Annotated in this window: 15 protein-coding genes; 5 read left to right on the top strand and 10 right to left on the bottom strand. The window is 74.8% G+C overall.

Translation table 11 applies throughout. From position 1 onward, the window contains the following. Positions 1–7: 7 nt before the first annotated feature. From AB0N76_RS03890 to AB0N76_RS03875, 4 genes are all read right to left on the bottom strand, one after another. Positions 8–784: a hypothetical protein gene (locus AB0N76_RS03890; protein ID WP_363552824.1), complete on the bottom strand. Its 777-nt coding sequence runs from the start codon at positions 782–784 to the stop codon at positions 8–10. Positions 785–950: 166 nt separating this feature from the next. Beyond that, the gene (locus tag AB0N76_RS03885) at positions 951–1988 is read right to left on the bottom strand and encodes a TolB-like translocation protein (protein WP_363552822.1); all 1038 of its coding nucleotides are present in this window, start codon (positions 1986–1988) and stop codon (positions 951–953) included. Beyond that, the gene (locus tag AB0N76_RS03880) at positions 1985–3409 is read right to left on the bottom strand and encodes an MFS transporter (protein WP_363552820.1); all 1425 of its coding nucleotides are present in this window, start codon (positions 3407–3409) and stop codon (positions 1985–1987) included. The genes AB0N76_RS03885 and AB0N76_RS03880 overlap by 4 nt, the downstream gene beginning before the upstream one ends. A gap of 5 nt (positions 3410–3414) precedes the next feature. Then, complete coding sequence (locus tag AB0N76_RS03875; protein WP_363552818.1) at positions 3415–4329, bottom strand: alkaline phosphatase family protein; 915 nt, start codon at positions 4327–4329, stop codon at positions 3415–3417. Positions 4330–4988: 659 nt separating this feature from the next. Between AB0N76_RS03875 and AB0N76_RS03870 the strand changes: the two genes are divergently transcribed. Both AB0N76_RS03870 and cobC read left to right on the top strand, forming a co-directional pair. Beyond that, the gene (locus AB0N76_RS03870; RefSeq protein WP_363552816.1) at positions 4989–5408 is read left to right on the top strand and encodes a cobalamin biosynthesis protein; all 420 of its coding nucleotides are present in this window, start codon (positions 4989–4991) and stop codon (positions 5406–5408) included. Next, on the top strand, positions 5405–6481 hold the full coding sequence (gene cobC / locus AB0N76_RS03865; RefSeq protein WP_363552814.1) for an Rv2231c family pyridoxal phosphate-dependent protein CobC: 1077 nt from the start codon (positions 5405–5407) through the stop codon (positions 6479–6481). The genes AB0N76_RS03870 and cobC overlap by 4 nt, the downstream gene beginning before the upstream one ends. 188 nt (positions 6482–6669) lie before the next feature. Here the strand turns inward: cobC and AB0N76_RS03860 are convergent, their stop codons facing one another. From AB0N76_RS03860 to AB0N76_RS03850, 3 genes are all read right to left on the bottom strand, one after another. Further along, positions 6670–7272 (bottom strand): hypothetical protein, encoded by a 603-nt coding sequence (locus AB0N76_RS03860; RefSeq protein ID WP_363552812.1) that lies wholly within the window; start codon positions 7270–7272, stop codon positions 6670–6672. A gap of 82 nt (positions 7273–7354) precedes the next feature. Further along, on the bottom strand, positions 7355–8245 hold the full coding sequence (locus AB0N76_RS03855) for an MOSC N-terminal beta barrel domain-containing protein (protein ID WP_363552810.1): 891 nt from the start codon (positions 8243–8245) through the stop codon (positions 7355–7357). After that, positions 8242–8781, bottom strand: coding sequence for a hypothetical protein (locus AB0N76_RS03850; protein WP_363552808.1), 540 nt, complete (start codon positions 8779–8781; stop codon positions 8242–8244). Before AB0N76_RS03850 ends, AB0N76_RS03855 begins: the two co-directional genes overlap by 4 nt. Before the next feature lie 161 nt (positions 8782–8942). Between AB0N76_RS03850 and AB0N76_RS03845 the strand changes: the two genes are divergently transcribed. From AB0N76_RS03845 to AB0N76_RS03835, 3 genes are all read left to right on the top strand, one after another. Further along, the gene (locus tag AB0N76_RS03845) at positions 8943–9578 is read left to right on the top strand and encodes a DUF4232 domain-containing protein (protein WP_363552806.1); all 636 of its coding nucleotides are present in this window, start codon (positions 8943–8945) and stop codon (positions 9576–9578) included. A 183-nt stretch (positions 9579–9761) separates the two neighbouring features. Then, positions 9762–10973 carry a hypothetical protein gene (locus AB0N76_RS03840; RefSeq protein ID WP_363552804.1) on the top strand — a complete coding sequence of 404 codons (1212 nt, stop codon included), beginning with the start codon at positions 9762–9764 and terminating at the stop codon, positions 10971–10973. A gap of 75 nt (positions 10974–11048) precedes the next feature. Next, positions 11049–11480: a GNAT family N-acetyltransferase gene (locus tag AB0N76_RS03835; protein ID WP_363552802.1), complete on the top strand. Its 432-nt coding sequence runs from the start codon at positions 11049–11051 to the stop codon at positions 11478–11480. A gap of 92 nt (positions 11481–11572) precedes the next feature. Here the strand turns inward: AB0N76_RS03835 and AB0N76_RS03830 are convergent, their stop codons facing one another. The 3 genes from AB0N76_RS03830 to glnII form a co-directional block, all read right to left on the bottom strand. Continuing rightward, positions 11573–13174 carry an alpha/beta hydrolase gene (locus AB0N76_RS03830; RefSeq protein WP_363552800.1) on the bottom strand — a complete coding sequence of 534 codons (1602 nt, stop codon included), beginning with the start codon at positions 13172–13174 and terminating at the stop codon, positions 11573–11575. 105 nt (positions 13175–13279) lie between these two features. Next, on the bottom strand, positions 13280–14377 hold the full coding sequence (locus tag AB0N76_RS03825) for an LLM class flavin-dependent oxidoreductase (RefSeq protein ID WP_363552799.1): 1098 nt from the start codon (positions 14375–14377) through the stop codon (positions 13280–13282). A 292-nt stretch (positions 14378–14669) separates the two neighbouring features. Then, positions 14670–15692, bottom strand: a complete 1023-nt coding sequence (gene glnII, locus AB0N76_RS03820) for a glutamine synthetase (protein ID WP_363552797.1) — start codon at positions 15690–15692, stop codon at positions 14670–14672. Positions 15693–15726 lie beyond the last annotated feature (34 nt).

Here is a 15726-nt window from a genome sequence, read left to right as displayed (position 1 = left end):
GGTGCGGTCAGCCGGTGGCGCGGACGTAGATGTCGGCGGCGCCGGGGAGGCCGGTGGGGTCGGTGGCGATGTAGATGTGGCGGGCGGTGGGGGGATGGGGCGGGGTGGTGGTGACCACGACCACGGGGGTGGGGGTGGCTTCCGGGATGGTCGGGTCGGGGGTGGGGGGTGCGTCCTGGGTGACGGTGGTGGTGTCGGCGGGGGTGAGGACGGTGGGGGTGGGGGCCTCGGTCGGTTCCGGGTCCGGTTCGACGGTGGGCGTCGGCGTCGGGGTGGGGTCGTCGGTGGTCGGCGAGGCGGAAGGGGAAAGGGAAGGAGAAGGGGAAAGGGAAGGAGAAGGGGCGACCGCCGGCGCGTCGCCGAGTTCCGCGGCCTCGGCCGGCTCGTCGCCGCCGAGCGCCTCCGCGAGGTCCGTCGGCAGTGCCGTGACCGGGCCCGGGGCGGGCAGGTCGTAGGTGCGCAGGAAGTCGCCGATGCCGACCTCGCGCCCGCCCGCCAGCCGGTAGTGCAGGTACGCGACGGGCGCGCCGGTGGTGGTGTGCGTGTACACCGCGCCGACCGGGACGTAGTAGCGGCCCGCGCCGGGGTGCTGGGAGGGGTGGAGGCCGGCGAGCAGCTCGGCGCGGTCGCGGTCGGTCTCGATGACGCCGCGCCCGAGCGTGAGCGCGTTGATGCCGCGGACGGCCAGCGCGGCCAGCACCGCGACGCACAGCACCAGCCCCATCGCCACGGTGCGGCGCAGCACGGGGCGGCCGTGCAGGGCCGGCCACGAGTCGCTGGGCATGCGGTCCGGCGACAGCCCTCCGTCGGGCCCTCGTTGCCTCACTGTTCCTGTTCCCCCGGTCTGTGGTCGTGGCGGCCCGGCACCGGGAACGGCCACTCGTAGTCCTCGACGTGGACCCTACGCTCGAAGTTCCGGGTGGGACCAACCAGCCCGATGACCGCCGGGCTCAGCCCAGGTACGCCGGGGCGAGCGCGGAGTCCATCAGCCGCCGGGCGGCGCCGCTGCCGTCGGCGGGGACGGTCCACAGGTCGGTGCCGAAGTCGCCGGGGAGGGCGTAGACCAGGGTGCCGTCGTCGGACCAGAGGGCCTGGTCGTCGATGTTGCGCTGCTCGGCGGTGGCGGTCTCGGTCATGGTGGCGAGGTCGAGGACGTAGAGCCGCCAGGGGGCGTCCTCGGGGGCGCCGGGGGCGCGCTTCTTGTAGGCGACCCGGGTGCCGTCCGGGGAGAGGGACGGGCACTCGACGTTCTGGTGGAGGGTGGTGAGGGTGCGGGCGCCGAGGTCGCCGCGGACCAGGTGGGTCTGGCCGCCGGTGGCGACGGTGGCGTAGAAGGTGTTGTCGTCGGCGAAGGTCACGCCCCAGATGTTGAGGTCGGGCGCGCGGTACGGCTTGCCGTCCTTGATCACGTCGAAGGTCTCCAGGTTGTCCCGGAGGTTCCAGTCGCGGACGTCGACGATCGAGGTGCGGGTGGAGAAGTTCGTGCCGGCGTACGAGTCGCCGCTGACGAAGACCGTCCAGGCGGCGAGGTGGCCGGAGGGCGAGACCCGGGAGCGGGTGGGGATGCCGGCGGCCGGGAAGGAGCGCAGTTCGCGCAGGTGGTCGTCGAGGACGACGGCCCGGTAGGTGTCCTGGACGGCGCCGCGGTCGGCCTGGAGGCAGATGCCGGTGCCGGCGGCGGCGTGGAAGCGCAGGCACTGGACGCCGGAGGAGGTGCGCGGGCCGTCGGGGTGGTCGGCCGGGACGGTGGCGATCTCGTCGCGGTGCGGGCCCCAGGCCATGTTGCGGACGACGAGCTGCCGGGTGGCGGGGGTGCGGAGGGAGACCGGGCCGGGGGTGACGACGGGGCCGCCGGCCTGGACGCGGTCGCGTTCGGCGGAGCGGTCGGCGGCCCACAGGACGGCGCCGGTGCCGACCCCGCCGAGGAGGAGGACGGCGACCAGCAGGATCAGCACCCGGGTGCGGTTCGGGAGGGGGGCGGTGGTCACGGGCGCACCTCGGGGTCGGCAGGTTCTTCGGAAACGGGAGGTTCGGGGACGGACGCGGCGGCGGGCTCGCGCAGCACGACGGCGGCCCCGGCGACGCAGCCGGCCAGCGCCAGCGCCGACCAGGTGAGCGCGGTGGTGCCGCCGACCGCGCTCCACAGCGCGCCGAACCCCAGCGAGCAGGTGAACCGGGCGAGCGCCTGCCCGGTGCCGACCAGGGCGAGCCCGGCGCCGCGCTGTCCGGCGGGGACGGTGTCGGCCGCGGCGGCGGCGAGGACGCCGTCGGTCGCGGCGTAGAACGCGCCGTGCAGCAGCAGCACCCCGCACACCACCGGCAGCCCGCTGAGCGGCGAGAGCAGCAGACCGTAGGCGAGCAGCAGGACGCCGTGGCCGGCCAGGAACAGCTTTCGGCGGCCGATCCGGTCGGCCAGCGCGCCGAGCGGCACGGCGAGGAGCAGGAAGGCGGCGGCGGTGCCGAGCGGGAGCAGCGGGAAGTACTCGGTGGCGAGGCCGAGCCGGCGCTGCACGAGGAGGTAGAGGAAGGAGTCGCTGACGGTGGTGAGGCCGAGCAGCACGGCGCAGAGGGTGAGCCGGCGCAGGCCGGGGGTGCGGAGCAGGGCCAGCCCGTCCCGCAGCCGCGGCTGTCCGCCCGTCGCCGAGCCGTCGGTCCCGGCGGGTTCGGTGAGCCGGTTCGGGACGAAGAGCAGCAGGACCAGCACGCCGAGCACCGCGACGCACGCGCTGACCGCGAACACCGCGTGGTAGCCCTGCTGTTGGCCGCCGTCGGCGAGCAGCGGGCCGCCCGCCATCCGCAGCACCAGGAAGGCGGTGAGCGGTCCGAGCAGGGCGCCGGCCGTGTCCATCGCCCGGTGGACGCCGAACGCCCGGCCCCGGTGGGCGGGTTCGGTGGCGAGCGAGATCATCGCGTCGCGCGGGGCGGTGCGCAGGCCCTTGCCGGTGCGGTCGACGGCGAGCACGGCGCCGATCAGCGGCACCGTGTGGACGAGCAGCAGCAGCGGTTTGCAGAGTGCCGACAGGCCGTAGCCGACGGCGGCGATCGCCTTGTGCCGGGGCGCGCCGTCGCGGCCGCGCCGGTCGGCGAGGTGGCCGCCGGCCAGCCGGACGAGGGCGCTGAAGCCGTTCTGGATGCCGTCCAGCAGGCCGAAGCCGAGCGGGGAGAGGCCGAGGCCGGTGAGCAGGTAGAGCGGCAGGACGGCGCTGACCATCTCGGAGGAGACGTCGGTGACCAGGCTGACGGTGCCCAGGACCAGCACGGTGCCGGGCACGGCGGCCCGGACGGCCTTGCCGCCGGCGCCGGGGGCTTCGGCGGTCGGCGCGCCGGGATCACCGGCGGCCTCCCGCCGCCCCGGCCGGGTGGCCGGGGCGACGGGGGCCTTGGAGCTGCGGGAGTCCGCGACGTACACGGGCGTCAGTTCCAGATGCCGGTGATGGTGGCGGCGGTGGCGGCGTTGCCCGCGTGGGTGGTCAGACCGGCGAGGTCCTCCAGCGTGCGCAGCACGTTGTAGTGGTTGTAGGTGGTGGCGGTGGAGGAGCCCGGGGTGACGTGGGCGCCGTAGAAGATGGTGGGGATGCGGTTGCCGGAGTTGCGGTTGTCCTCGTCGAAGGTCAGGACGAGGATGCTGTTGTTGTTCTTGGCCCAGGTCGCGTAGGCGCCGAGCTTGTTCTGGACCCAGGTGTCACCGGTGGACACCGAGCAGTCGTGCATGTCGTTGCACAGGTCCGGCACGACGAAGGAGACCTTCGGGAGGGTGGCGAAGTTCGTCGGGAACTGCGTCATGGTGAACGCGGTGTTGGTCGGCACGTTGCTGAAGCCGAACCACGGGTTGTGCTTCTGCGCGTACTTGCCGCTGGAGCAGACGGTCGAGCCCTGACTCGGCAGGCCCTCGTTGTAGCTGCCCCAGGTCTTGCCGGCGGCGATCAGCTCGGAGCCGAGGTTGGCGGCGCCGATGGAGCCGACCGGCACGCAGCTGTCGTCCGTGCGGCCCTGGTTGGAGCCGGAGAACAGCTGGTAGTAGTTGGGCTCGCTGGGGTGGGTGATGCCGAACGACTGGGTGAGGTTGGCGCCGCCGGCCTTGAGGGTGTTGTTGATGTACGGCGCGCTGGAGCTGCCGATGATCTGGGTGTAGGCGTGGTTCTCCAGGACGACGACGACCACGTGGTCGGGGGCCGGCAGGGCGGCGGCGGACGCGGTGGTGCCGGTGGCGGCCCAGAGGCCGAGCGAGCCGGCGACCATGCCGAGGCCGGCGGCCAGGGCGGTCAGGGTGCGACGACGGGGGCGGCTGGGGGTTGCGGCGCCCTCGACTGCAGGGGTAGTGGCGCTCATGTCAACAGTGTCGGGGGTTTCGGGCATGGTGTCCTCCGTACGTCGGGTACGGCCGGGTCGGGGAGGCGGCCCGGCTGCGGGGAACTGCCGGATGGGGAGAGGACCGCCGACCGGCGGGACCGGCGGTTTCCGAGCGCCGCAAACAGTAGGAGCGGGCCGGTGGCGAGTGCCTCGTCGGCAACATGAAGAGGAGGCGAACAGCGATCGCTGGCCGAGGATGGCTGTCGGGCGCGGGTCACGAGCGTCCCGATTGACCCGTCCGTCGCGGGCGTGGTGGGATTCCGGCAGCCCCGATCGGCCCGGAATCCGCCCTGACCTGGGGATTCGCGGGGCAGCGGACGGGCGGGGGCCGGTCGGCCGTCGGACGTCCGTCGGACGTTTTCGGACGCCCGGGGTGACCGCCGGACGATGTCGGCCCGCGGCCGGGTGTCGGGCGGGTGACATGGAGGAGCGAGACGTGAGCGGGGCGTGAGCTGGGCGTGAGGGGTCCGGACGGGAACGGTTCGGGTGGCCCGGGATCGGGCGCGTTGGGCGGTTCGGGTGACGGCGGACGCGCCGGGACGCGGGCGTGCGCGCCCGCGGGGCGCGCCGGTGGCGCGGGTTCCGGTACCCGTTCCGACACCCGTTCCGACGCCGGGTGGCTGGTCGTCGGGGTGGGCGTGCGCGGGTCGGCCACGGCCGCGGAACTGCTCGCGCTGATCCGGCGGACGCTCGCCGGGGCCGGGCTGCCGTCCGCCGCCGTCACCGCGCTCGCGACCCTCGCGGGGAAGGCCGACCACCCCGCCGTCCGCGCGGCGGCGGCCGCACTCGGGGGTGCACATGGCGGCGTGCCGGTGGTCGAGTACCCGGCCGTGGTCCTGGCGGCCGTGCCCGTGCCGAACCCGTCCGATGCCGTCGGCGGCGCGGTCGGCACACTCAGCGTGGCCGAGGCGGCGGCGCTCGCGGGTGCGGCGTCCGTGGGCGCAGCCGACGCCGTGCTCGTCGTCCCCAAGCGGAAGTCACCGGCCGCCACCGTCGCCGTCGCCCGCGTTCCACTCCACCCCCTCGAAGCCCCCGCGAACCCAGGAGACCAGCCGTGAGCCCCACACCCCCCACTTCGCCCGAGCCCGAATCCGAGCCCGACCTGCGCCACCACGGGGACGCCGAGGTGCGCGCCGACGGGGCCGGCCTGGTCGACCTCGCCGTCAACGTCCGCACCGGCACGCCCCCGCAGTGGCTGCGCGACCACCTCGCCGCCACCCTCGCCGACCTCGCCGCCTACCCCGACGGCACCGCCGCCCGCGCCGCCGTCGCGGCCCGGCACGCCCGCCCGGCGGACGAGGTGCTGCTCACCGCCGGCGCCGCCGAGGCCTTCGTGCTGCTCGCCCGGGTTCTGGCGCCACGTCACGTCGCCGTCGTCCACCCTCAGTTCACCGAACCGGAGGCCGCCCTGCGGGACGCCGGACACGACGTGCGACGGGTCCTGCTCTCCCCCGCCGACGGCTTCCGGCTGACCGACGGCGCCGTGCCGGAGAGCGCCGACCTGGTCGTGCTCGGCAACCCCACCAACCCCACCTCCGTCCTCCACCCGGCCGCCGTCGTCGCCGCCCTCGCCCGCCCCGGGCGCACCCTGGTGATCGACGAGGCGTTCATGGACACCGTGCCCGGCGAGACCGAATCCCTCGCCTCCGCAAGGGACTTGCCCGGCCGGGTGGTCGTACTGCGCAGCCTCACCAAGACCTGGGGGCTGGCCGGCCTGCGGATCGGTTACGTGCTCGGCCCCGCCCCGCTGATCGCCGCGCTCGCCGCCGCCCAACCGCTCTGGCCCGTCTCCACCCCGGCGCTGGCCGCCGCCGAGGCCTGCTCCACCCCGGCCGCGCTCGCCGAGGCCGAGCAGGCCGCGCGCGAACTCGCGCTCTGGCGCGACCACTTGCTGAAGGGCTTGGCCGCCTTCCCGGACGTCCGGGTGCACGGCGACCCGGCGGCGTCCTTCGTGCTGATCGAACTGCCGGGCGCGGACGCCGTCCGGGCCCGGCTGCGCGAGCACGGCTTCGCCGTCCGCCGGGGCGACACCTTCCCCGGCCTCGGCCCGGACTGGCTCCGCATCGCCGTCCGGGACGAGCCCACCACCGACCGCCTGCTGGCCGCCCTGGGCGCGGTGCTCGCGCGCTGACGCCGGGGGGCGGGCCGGCCGGGGGCCGACTGCGCCCGGGCCTACGCCTCGCTCCCGGCCCGGCGGCCACGGGGCACCCCCGGGCCCGGTCCGTGTCGGGCCCGGCGCCGTACTCGCGGGCCGACGCCCGGGGTTCGCCCCGGGGCCGAACCCCGGCACCCACGGCTGCCCCGGCCCCACCGGGCCGCCTACTCGCAGATCCGCTCCTCGGCGGTCGGTTCGAGCAGGACCGGCCCGGGGAGGTAGCCGGGTGCCTCGAAGCGGAGCCGGTCTGGCGCGGTGAGGGTCGCGTAGCCGGGCAGCACCGGCGGGCCCGAGCCGGCCCCGCGCGGGCCGGGGAGGCCGGACGGCAGGGCCGGCGGCCACGGGGCCTTCCAGGTCCGCCCCGCGAAGCGCAGGTGCGCGAGGTCGCAGTGGGCGCTCCAGTCGACCGGGTACGGGCGCCCGACGACGGCCGCCGGACCGGGGTCGGCGGGCGTCACCCCCGGGGTCACCTCGCGGCGCGGCGGCCCGGCCACCGACAGCACGACGTCACCGTCACCGTCGGCGGCGACGGCCAGGGACGGCGCCGTCGCGGTCGCGGGCCCGGGCGCCGTCGCCGGTGTCCTGGTGACCGTCACGACCACCGACCGGCCGGCCCCTCCCCCGTCGCCCGAGGTGGCCAGCACCACCGCCAGGGCGGCCCCGGCCACCCCCACCACCGTCCACCGGGCCGCCCAGACCCGCCGCCGGCTCGCGGCGGGGTCGTCCGTCCCGGCGTGTTCCTGGTAACCGTCCTGGTAACCGCCCATCCCGGTCGCCTCCTCAGACTCCGTCCTGGTGCAGCTTGGACCCCTCGGCCCCGCAACCGGTTCCCGCCCCCGGGTACGGGACTCAGGACCGCAGCACCACCGCGTCCCCGACCCGCACCCGGCCGGGCGCCAGCACCCGGGCGTACACGCCGATGCACGGCAGGGCCGGCATGCCCGGCAGCGGCACCAGCCGGTTGCGCTCCCCGAGGGTGCGCAGCGCGGCCGTGGCCCGTGGCAACGGGCCGTGCGCGAGGGTGGGGACGGCGCACCGCGGCGTCGCGGTGACCACGTGCAGGCGCAGCTCCGCGCCGACCGCCAACTCCCGTTCCACCCAGCCGTTCTCGACGAAGCCCTCCGCCGCTCCGGCAGTCCGGATCACCAGGTTCGGCCGGTACCGCTCCGCCGCCACGCCGTCCACCTCCGCGCCCACCTCCGCGCCCACCTCCGCGCCGTCCGCCGCCGCGCCGTCCGCCGCCGCGCCGTCCGCCGCCGCGCCGTCCGCCGCCGCGAGCCCGGCCGTGCTGAGCAGGTGCAGCGGCGCGAAGTCGAAGAACGTGCCGGGCGGCGCGCCGCGTCCCAGCTCGTTGACGGTGAAGTCGACCTCGGCCTCGATGCCGCGCGCCAACACCTCGTCCGGCACCGAGCGTTGGATGGTCGCGCCCTCCGGCGGCTCGGACACCAACCGGACCTTGCGGCCCAGCCGTTCCGAGAGGTCGCCCTCGTCGACGGCGCCGCCGTCCGCGCCGGTGAGCGCCACTGTGCCGTCCGCCGCGGTCGCCGCCGTGAACCCGAGCATGCCCGCCCACAGCCGCGGGTGCTTCGCGCTCACCACCCGGCCGGTCTCGGCGTCCAGCAGCGCGTACGCGCGGTCGCCGGTGATGCCGCGCTCCGTCACGGCGGCCTCGCGCAGCTCCTCGCCGAGCATGGACTTCACCGGGTAGCGGCGCAGGCGCTCGACCGTGCCCACTCTCACGCGGCGGCCGCCCACTCCCGCAGCGCCGCGAAGTCCACGTCCCGCAGGCCTATTTCGGGATCGATCCAGTGGGTGAGCGCCGGGCCGGGGTGGTGGGCGGCGATCCACTCGGTGTCCTGCGGCCGCAACTCGTCGTCCACCCAGACGAACGGGCGGCCGTCCGCCCAGGCGACCAGGGCGCGAGTCTTCCAGTGCAGGCCTTCGGGGTCGCCCTGGTGCATCCGCGGCCAGACGATGAAGGGCAGTTCGGGCAGGCCGACGAGCGGGGAGATCCAGGTGTTGGCCTCGCCCATCCAGGCCGTTGCCCACACCAACTCATAGGGCAGTGCGAGGAGTTCGGCGCCGTGGCCGGGGTTGAGCCAGAGGTGGAGCGGCTTCACCTCGCCGGGCGGCTGCTCGGGGAAGCGGGCGATCCAGGATTCCGGCTTGACGCTGTGGGACTCGTAACCGGCGGGCCGCGGGCGCGGCTTGCCGTCGTACGGGTGGGGATTGAGCGGACCGTCGACGTCGAGGAGGAGCAGGGGTGGCCTCGTCATGGGGGAAATGGTGCCGCGCGCGGCGGCACTTGGCCATCCCCGTGCCGCGACACTTTCTGCGACAGGATCGGGATATTTCCCGAACCGGCCCGTGAACGACCCCGGCATACCGTCGTCCTGCCGGTGATTCGCACCGGCAGGAACACCTGGGGGAATCCGTCATGAGTGCGCGCCGTCTCGCCCTCGCCGCCGTCGCCGTCGCGGCGCTCGCCGTCACCGCCACCGCCTGCGGGCCGGAGAACTCCGACTCCACCACCGCGAGCCCGGCGGCCACGGCCCCGGCCACGGCCACCGCACCGGCCACGACGGCTGCCACCACCGCCCCCGCCCCGGCACCCAGCAAGCCGGCCGCCTCCACCCCCGCCGCCACCCCCGCGCCCACCAAGGCCGCCGCCCCGGCCGGCACCTGCGGCGCCAAGGACCTCGTCCTCACCGCCAAGGCGGAGTCCCAGGCCGGCGGCTACATCCTGATCGCGGCCAAGGCGAAGCCGGGCACCACCTGCACCCTGCCCGCCGCCCACCCGGTCATCGCCTTCGGCTCCGGCGGCATCGAGGCCGCCAACGCCGAACAGTCCGCCGGCACCCCGATCACCCTCACCGGCGCCACCACCGCCTACGCGGGCGTCAACCCGAAGAGCACCAAGGGCAACCAGGCGGTGGAGTTCACGGACGTCATCGTCGGCATCACCACCCCCGACCCGGACCCGGCCGGCCTCCCGATCGGCCCGACCAAGGTCGACAAGCCGGTCGTCACCAACTGGCACACCATCCCGAAGGACGCCATTCCCGGCCTCTGACGGTCAGAAAACAAGCATTCCGATCGCCCGCCGAAACTCTTCCATCACCCCATGGATCCCGGGCCAGGGGGCGATTCCCGGATTCGAGGACCACGCACGAGAAGCCCCGGCGTAAATCCCGAGCGCGCTCACCCCGGCCAGGCATATCGTCGACCCGATCGATGGGCTCCACGAGAGGACGATGTGCGCTTCGAGGACACCACCTGGGCGTGGCGGCGGGACATCCCGCTCAGGTATCTCCTGGTCGGCCAGGAATGGGACGGCGGGCAGGAACTCTGGGCGAAGTGCGGGGACGCCGCCGGCCTGTTCGTCGATCCGGTGCCCGTGCGCGAAACCCTGACCTTCGTCACTTGCGCCCCGACCGGGCGGCTGCTCAAGGCGGTCGAACGGTCCGCCCGGGAGCCGGTCCGCCTCGGCCACCTCGCCGTCACCGTCGACTTCCCGGACGACCACCCGGACTCGTGGGGCGGGTACTGGTGCCACTACTGGCAGCTCGACGAGGCCGTCGTCCTCGGCAGCCGCCCGGCCGCCACCGATCCGCGTCTCCTCGACGTGCTCGTCGAGGCCGAGGTCACCGGCCCCGCGGAGCCCATGTACCGGCCGGGCCCCGTCATCGAACCCGAGGACTGCGAGGTCCGCGTCCAGAACGGCACCGGTGCCGTGATCGGCAAGTGCCGCCGCATCGCCGGTCTCTACGACGACAGCCGCCCCGGCCCCGACCCCGCGCCGCCCATCCGCCTCGTCGGCGTCGAACCCGGCGCACCCCTGCTCGACCGTCTCGTCCGCCCGACAACGCCCGGATCCGAGGTCGAGCTGTGGGTCCTGGACCACACCGGCCGGGTGATCCACTCCGAGGACGGCCTGTTCCTCGACATCGAAGGCACCCGCCCGTCCGCCCTCGGCGGCGCCCTCGTCGACATCGCCCTCGGCCGGGCACTCCCGTACCCACCGGGCTCGGCCGCCCACGCGGTCTGGGAGGAGTGGTTCACGGGCGGTTCACCGACCGCCCCCGGTCGGTGGGCCCGCTTCCCGACCGCCGGTCGCCAGGAGTGGCTCCGGCTCTGCGCTCCCGGCCTCGGCGACGTCCCGGCCGGTGACACCCGCCGGCTCGACGGCCGCCACGTCACCGACGTCCCCGGCCTCAAATGCGCCCTCGGCGAGGCGGTCATCGGCCCCGGCCACCGCTTCGACCTCTGCTGGGGCATGCTCCAGGGCTGCTCCTGCGGTGGTGACACCCTCCCCGGCGGCCCGTTCACCCTCGTCTGGCACGACAGCGAGGTCGCTCGCCGGGCCCTGGCGAGCGACCTCGGCGTCGACCCGACCGGCGAACTCGACTTCTTCGAGGCCACCCTGAAGTACCTCCGCCGGCTCGGCATCACCGTCGTCCTCCGCTGACCCGGCCGGCCGCCGATCCGCTCCTCGGGATTTCCCCTGGCCAGGCGGGTGCGACCTCTGCTTGGATCTCGGGACATGACAAACGATCTTCCCGCCGGATACGAGATCTCCACCGACCCCGCGCGGCTCGATGCCGCGCTGATCCATCAGTGGCTGGCCGAGGACGCCTACTGGGCGCGCGGGCGCAGTCGGGAGAAGCAGGACCGGGCGATCGCCTGCTCGCTCAACTTCGGCGTGTACGACGAGGCGTCCGGCGCCCAGGTCGGGTACGCCCGGGTGGTCACCGACGAGTCGACCTTCGCCTGGCTCTGTGACGTCTACATCGCCCCCGTCGCCCGGGCCAAGGGCCTCGGCACCGCGCTCGCCGGCGCCGTCCGCGACCACCTGGCGCCGTTCGGCCTCCGCCGCGTCATGCTCGCCACCGCCGACGCGCACGGCGTCTACGCCAAGGTCGGCTTCGACCCGCTCGCCACGCCCGAGAAGTGGATGGTCCTCGGCGAGCAGTAGCCGTGCGGACCCCGCCGCCCCTCCCTTCGCGGCCCCGGCACCCCTGCTGGGGCCGCGAAGGACGGCTCATCGGGGCTGGAATTGCGCCTACGTCACTTCGCGCAGGTCACGTCCTCCGACGGCAGGACTCCCGTGGCGAGGTACGCGTTGACGGCGGTGTCGACGCAGGCGTTGCCGTACATGCCGTAGAGGGCGTGGCGGTTGGCGCCCTGGAGGGTGAGCAGGCGGGAGGACGGCAGCAGGCCGCGCAGGGCGACGCTGCCGGGGTACGGGGTGCGCGGGTCGCCGGTGGCGGCGACGATCAGGGCCGGGGCGTCCCGGCGGACCTCGGTGCGCGGTTCGCGCGGGCGGTCCCAGAAGGCGCACGGGCTGATGTTGTTGAACGCCGGTCCCAGCAGCGGGTGTTCGGTCCGGCTGCGTTCGACGTCCCGCCAGTACGTCTCGGGGTCGCGGGGCGCCTCGCCGTCCGCGCACAGGGTCGCCTGCTGGGAGCTGGCGGAGGCCGAACCCGCGCCCGTGAAGAAGGTCCGCAGCGTGGCGGTGAACGACGGCGAGGGCCGGGTCGGCCGGCCGGCGGCCGCCTCGGTGAGCAGGGCGGCGTTCTCCGCCAGGGCCGTGCGCGAGTCGTCCGTGTCGTCGGCCAGACCGGCGAACAGCAGCAGCGGCACCTGGGTGTCGTCGAGCCGGAACGCCTCGGGCCCGGTGCCCACGGTCAGCGGGCCGCGCGCCGCCGCCGCGACGATCCCCCGCAGACCGGCGACGACCTCCTCGGGCGTCCGGCCGAGCCGGTGGGTGTCGTGGCGGGCCGCCGCCCAGGCCGCCCAGTCGGCGAGCGCCCGCTCGTTCGACGCCAGCAGGGTCGGCAGCATCCGCGGCCCGTAGACGCGCGGGTCGAGCGCCCCGTCGAGGACCACCCGGTCGTAGCGGCCCGGGAACATCTGGGTGTAGACGGTGCCGAGGTAGGTGCCGTAGGAGACGCCGAGGTAGGAGATCCTCCGCTCGCCGAGCGCGCCGCGGATGACGTCCATGTCGCGCGCCGTGTTGCGGGTGCCCGCGAACGGCAGCACGTCCGCGGCGGCGGCCCGGCACTTGGCCGCCAGGCCCTTGTGCAGGGCGACCTGCCGGTCGAAGGCGGAGCGGTCGGTGCCCGCCGAGAGCAGGGCGGTGCCGACCGGCCAGCCGCAGTTGAGCGGGGTGCTGCGGCCGACGAAGCGCGGGTCCACGCCCACCACGTCGTACCGGCCGGCGACGTCCTTGAGCGCCGCGTGGACGCGCGGCGGGGTGTCGAGGGTGGCGCCGCCCGGGCCGCCGTCGTTGAGCAGCAGCGCGCCGATCCGGTGGCGGGTGTCGGTGGCCCGGATCCGGGAGATCGCCACGGTGATGCTGCGGCCCCGGGGGTCGGCGTAGTCGAGCGGCACGGTGACGTCGGCGCACCGGGCGCCCGCCCGCTCCAGCTCGGCGCCGGTGGCGTCGTCCGGGCCCTGGAGGCAGCTGCGCCAGTCGAGGCGCTGGTGGTAGTAGCGGCTCAGGCCCGGCGGCGCGCCGGAGCGGTCGCTGTCGGGCGTCGCGGTCGCGGCGGGCGCCGTGGCGGCGCAGGCCGCGGCGACCGCGAGGGCGAGGACGGCGGTGCGGCGGGCCGTGACCCTTCCGCCGCCCATGGCGGGCGCGGCAGAGGGGATGTGATGAGGTGTCATGTCGCCCACGCTATGAACTCCTCCGCCGGAGTTCACGGCGGTACGCCCCCGGATCCGGCCGGGGGACATCCCCACCCCGGGGGTCGGGCCAGCACCCCGCACCCGCTACGACCGCCGCCACAGGTTGCGTGCGGCGAGCAGCGGCAGCACGCCCTCCCCGAACCAGTACGCCTCCTCCAGGTGCGGCATCCCGCTGAGCACGAACTCCTCGATCCCCAGCTCGTGGTACTCGGTGATGAGGTCCGCCACCTCCCGGTGGCTGCCCACCAGCGCCGTCCCGGCCCCGCCGCGCAGCAGGCCGATGCCCGCCCACAGGCCCGGGTGGACCTCCAGCCGCTCCGCCGAGCCGCCGTGCAGCGCGAGCATCCGGCGCTGGCCCTCCGACTCGCTCTCCGCGAGCGCCCGCTGGGTCTCCCGGATCCGCGCCGGGTCCATCGCCGCCAGCAGCCGCTCGGTCTCCGCCCAGGCCTGCGCCGAGGTGTCCCGGCTGATCACGTGCAGCCGGATCCCGAACCGCACCACCCGCCCCTGGGCGGCGGCCAGTTCGCGGACCCACGCCAGCTTCTCCCGGACCTGCGCGGGCGGTTCGCCCCAGGTGAGGTAGACGTCCGCGTACCGGGCCGCGACGTCGCCGGCGGCGGGCGAGGAGCCGCCGAAGTACACCGGCGGGACCGGGTCCGGCAGCCGGTTCAACCTCGCCCGCTCGACCCGCAGATGGGGTCCGTCGTGGTCGACGGTCTCCCCCGCCCAGAGCCGGCGGGTGATCGACAGGAACTCCCCGGTGCGGGCGTAGCGCGCGTCCTTGTCCAGGAAGTCCCCGTACGCGCGCTGCTCCGCCGACTCGCCGCCCGTCACCACGTTGAGCAACAGCCGTCCGCCGGACTGCCGTTGGTAGGTGGCCGCCATCTGCGCGGCCAGCGTCGGGGAGATCTGCCCGGGCCGGAAGGCGACCAGGTATTTGAGCCGCTCGGTCACCTGGGTGAGCATCGCGGTCGTCAGCCACGCGTCCTCGCACCACGCGCCGGTCGGCGTCAGCACCCCCTCGAACCCCAACTGCTCGGCGCTGCGGGCGATCTGGCCCAGGTAGGCGACGGACGGCGGCCGGTCGGACCCGGCCGTGCCGGGTGTCGAACCGTGGCCGCCGCCGACGACGTGCCGGCTGTCACCGTTGGTGGGCAGGAACCAGTGGAAGGTCAGGGACACGAGCGCACACTCCGCTGCCGGAAGGAAGGACCGCCTGGGGGAACACGTCGGGGACACTCACCGACGTCGACAGGCGGCCGCGCACACCCGCGCCAGGTCCACGTGCAGGCGTCGCACGAGGCCCCCGGTGGCGGCGGCGGAAGCGGTCATGGGCGCGATTATCCGCCCCCGACCAGCGGCGATCAAGGGCGCCGGGGCAACGTCGAGGCAACACGGCGGCGCCCGCCGGGGCCGCCCCCCGTGTGGTGAGGGGGCGGCCCGGCGGGCGCGCGTCAGGCTGTGGTGCCTCGGATCAGACCTGGCCGGCCTTCTCCAGGGCGGCGCAGCAGGTGTTGATCAGCAGGCGGGTGACCACGTACGGGTCGACGTTCGCGTTCGGGCGACGGTCCTCGATGTAGCCCTTCTGCTCCACCTCGACCTGCCACGGGATGCGGACCGAGGCGCCGCGGTTGGACACGCCGTAGGAGTAGACGTTCCACGGGGCGGTCTCGTGCTTGCCGGTCAGGCGGGACTCGATGTCGGCGCCGTACTGGGTGACGTGCTCCAGGACCTTCTCCTGGGAGGTGCCGAGCGACTCGCACGCGGTGATGATCGCGTCGTAGCCCTCGCGCATCGCCTTGGTGGAGAAGTTGGTGTGCGCACCCGCACCGTTCCAGTCGCCGCGGGCCGGCTTCGCGTCGAGGGTGGCGTCGATGCCGAACTCCTCGGCGGTGCGGTAGAGCAGGTAGCGGGCGATCCACATGTCGTCGGAGACGGTCAGGGCGTCGACCGGGCCGATCTGGAACTCCCACTGGCCGGGCATGACCTCGGCGTTGATGCCGCAGATCGCCAGGCCGGCGTCGATGCAGCGGTCGAGGTGCAGCTCGACGATCTCGCGGCCGAAGACCTCCTCGGCGCCGACACCGCAGTAGTAGCCACCCTGCGGGGCCGGGAAGCCGCCCTCGGGGAAGCCGAGCGGACGCGAGCCCTTGAAGAAGGTGTACTCCTGCTCGATGCCGAAGATCGACTCCTGCGCCGCGTACTGCTCGGCGACGGAGCGCAGCAGGGCGCGGGTGTTGGACTCGTGCGGGGTGCCGTCGGTCTCGTTGACCTCGCAGAGGACGAGGATGTGGTCGCCGCCGCGGATCGGGTCCTTCACGACCCGGACCGGCTCCAGCACGCGGTCGGAGGCGTGGCCCTCGGCCTGGTTGGTCGAGGAACCGTCGAAGCCCCAGGTGGGGATCTTGTCCGCGTTCGGCAGGACCCGAGTCTTGGAGCGGAGCTTGGCGGTCGGCTTGGTGCCGTCGATCCAGATGTACTCGGCCTTGATTGCCACGGCGGTGTACCTCGCAAACTGGGTGGTGGGTGCC

This window comes from Kitasatospora sp. NPDC093806, assembly GCF_040683335.1.
In the GTDB taxonomy this organism is placed as follows: domain Bacteria; phylum Actinomycetota; class Actinomycetes; order Streptomycetales; family Streptomycetaceae; genus Kitasatospora.
Note: the sequence above shows the minus strand (reverse complement) of the source record. Positions and strands in the feature narration are given on the sequence as shown.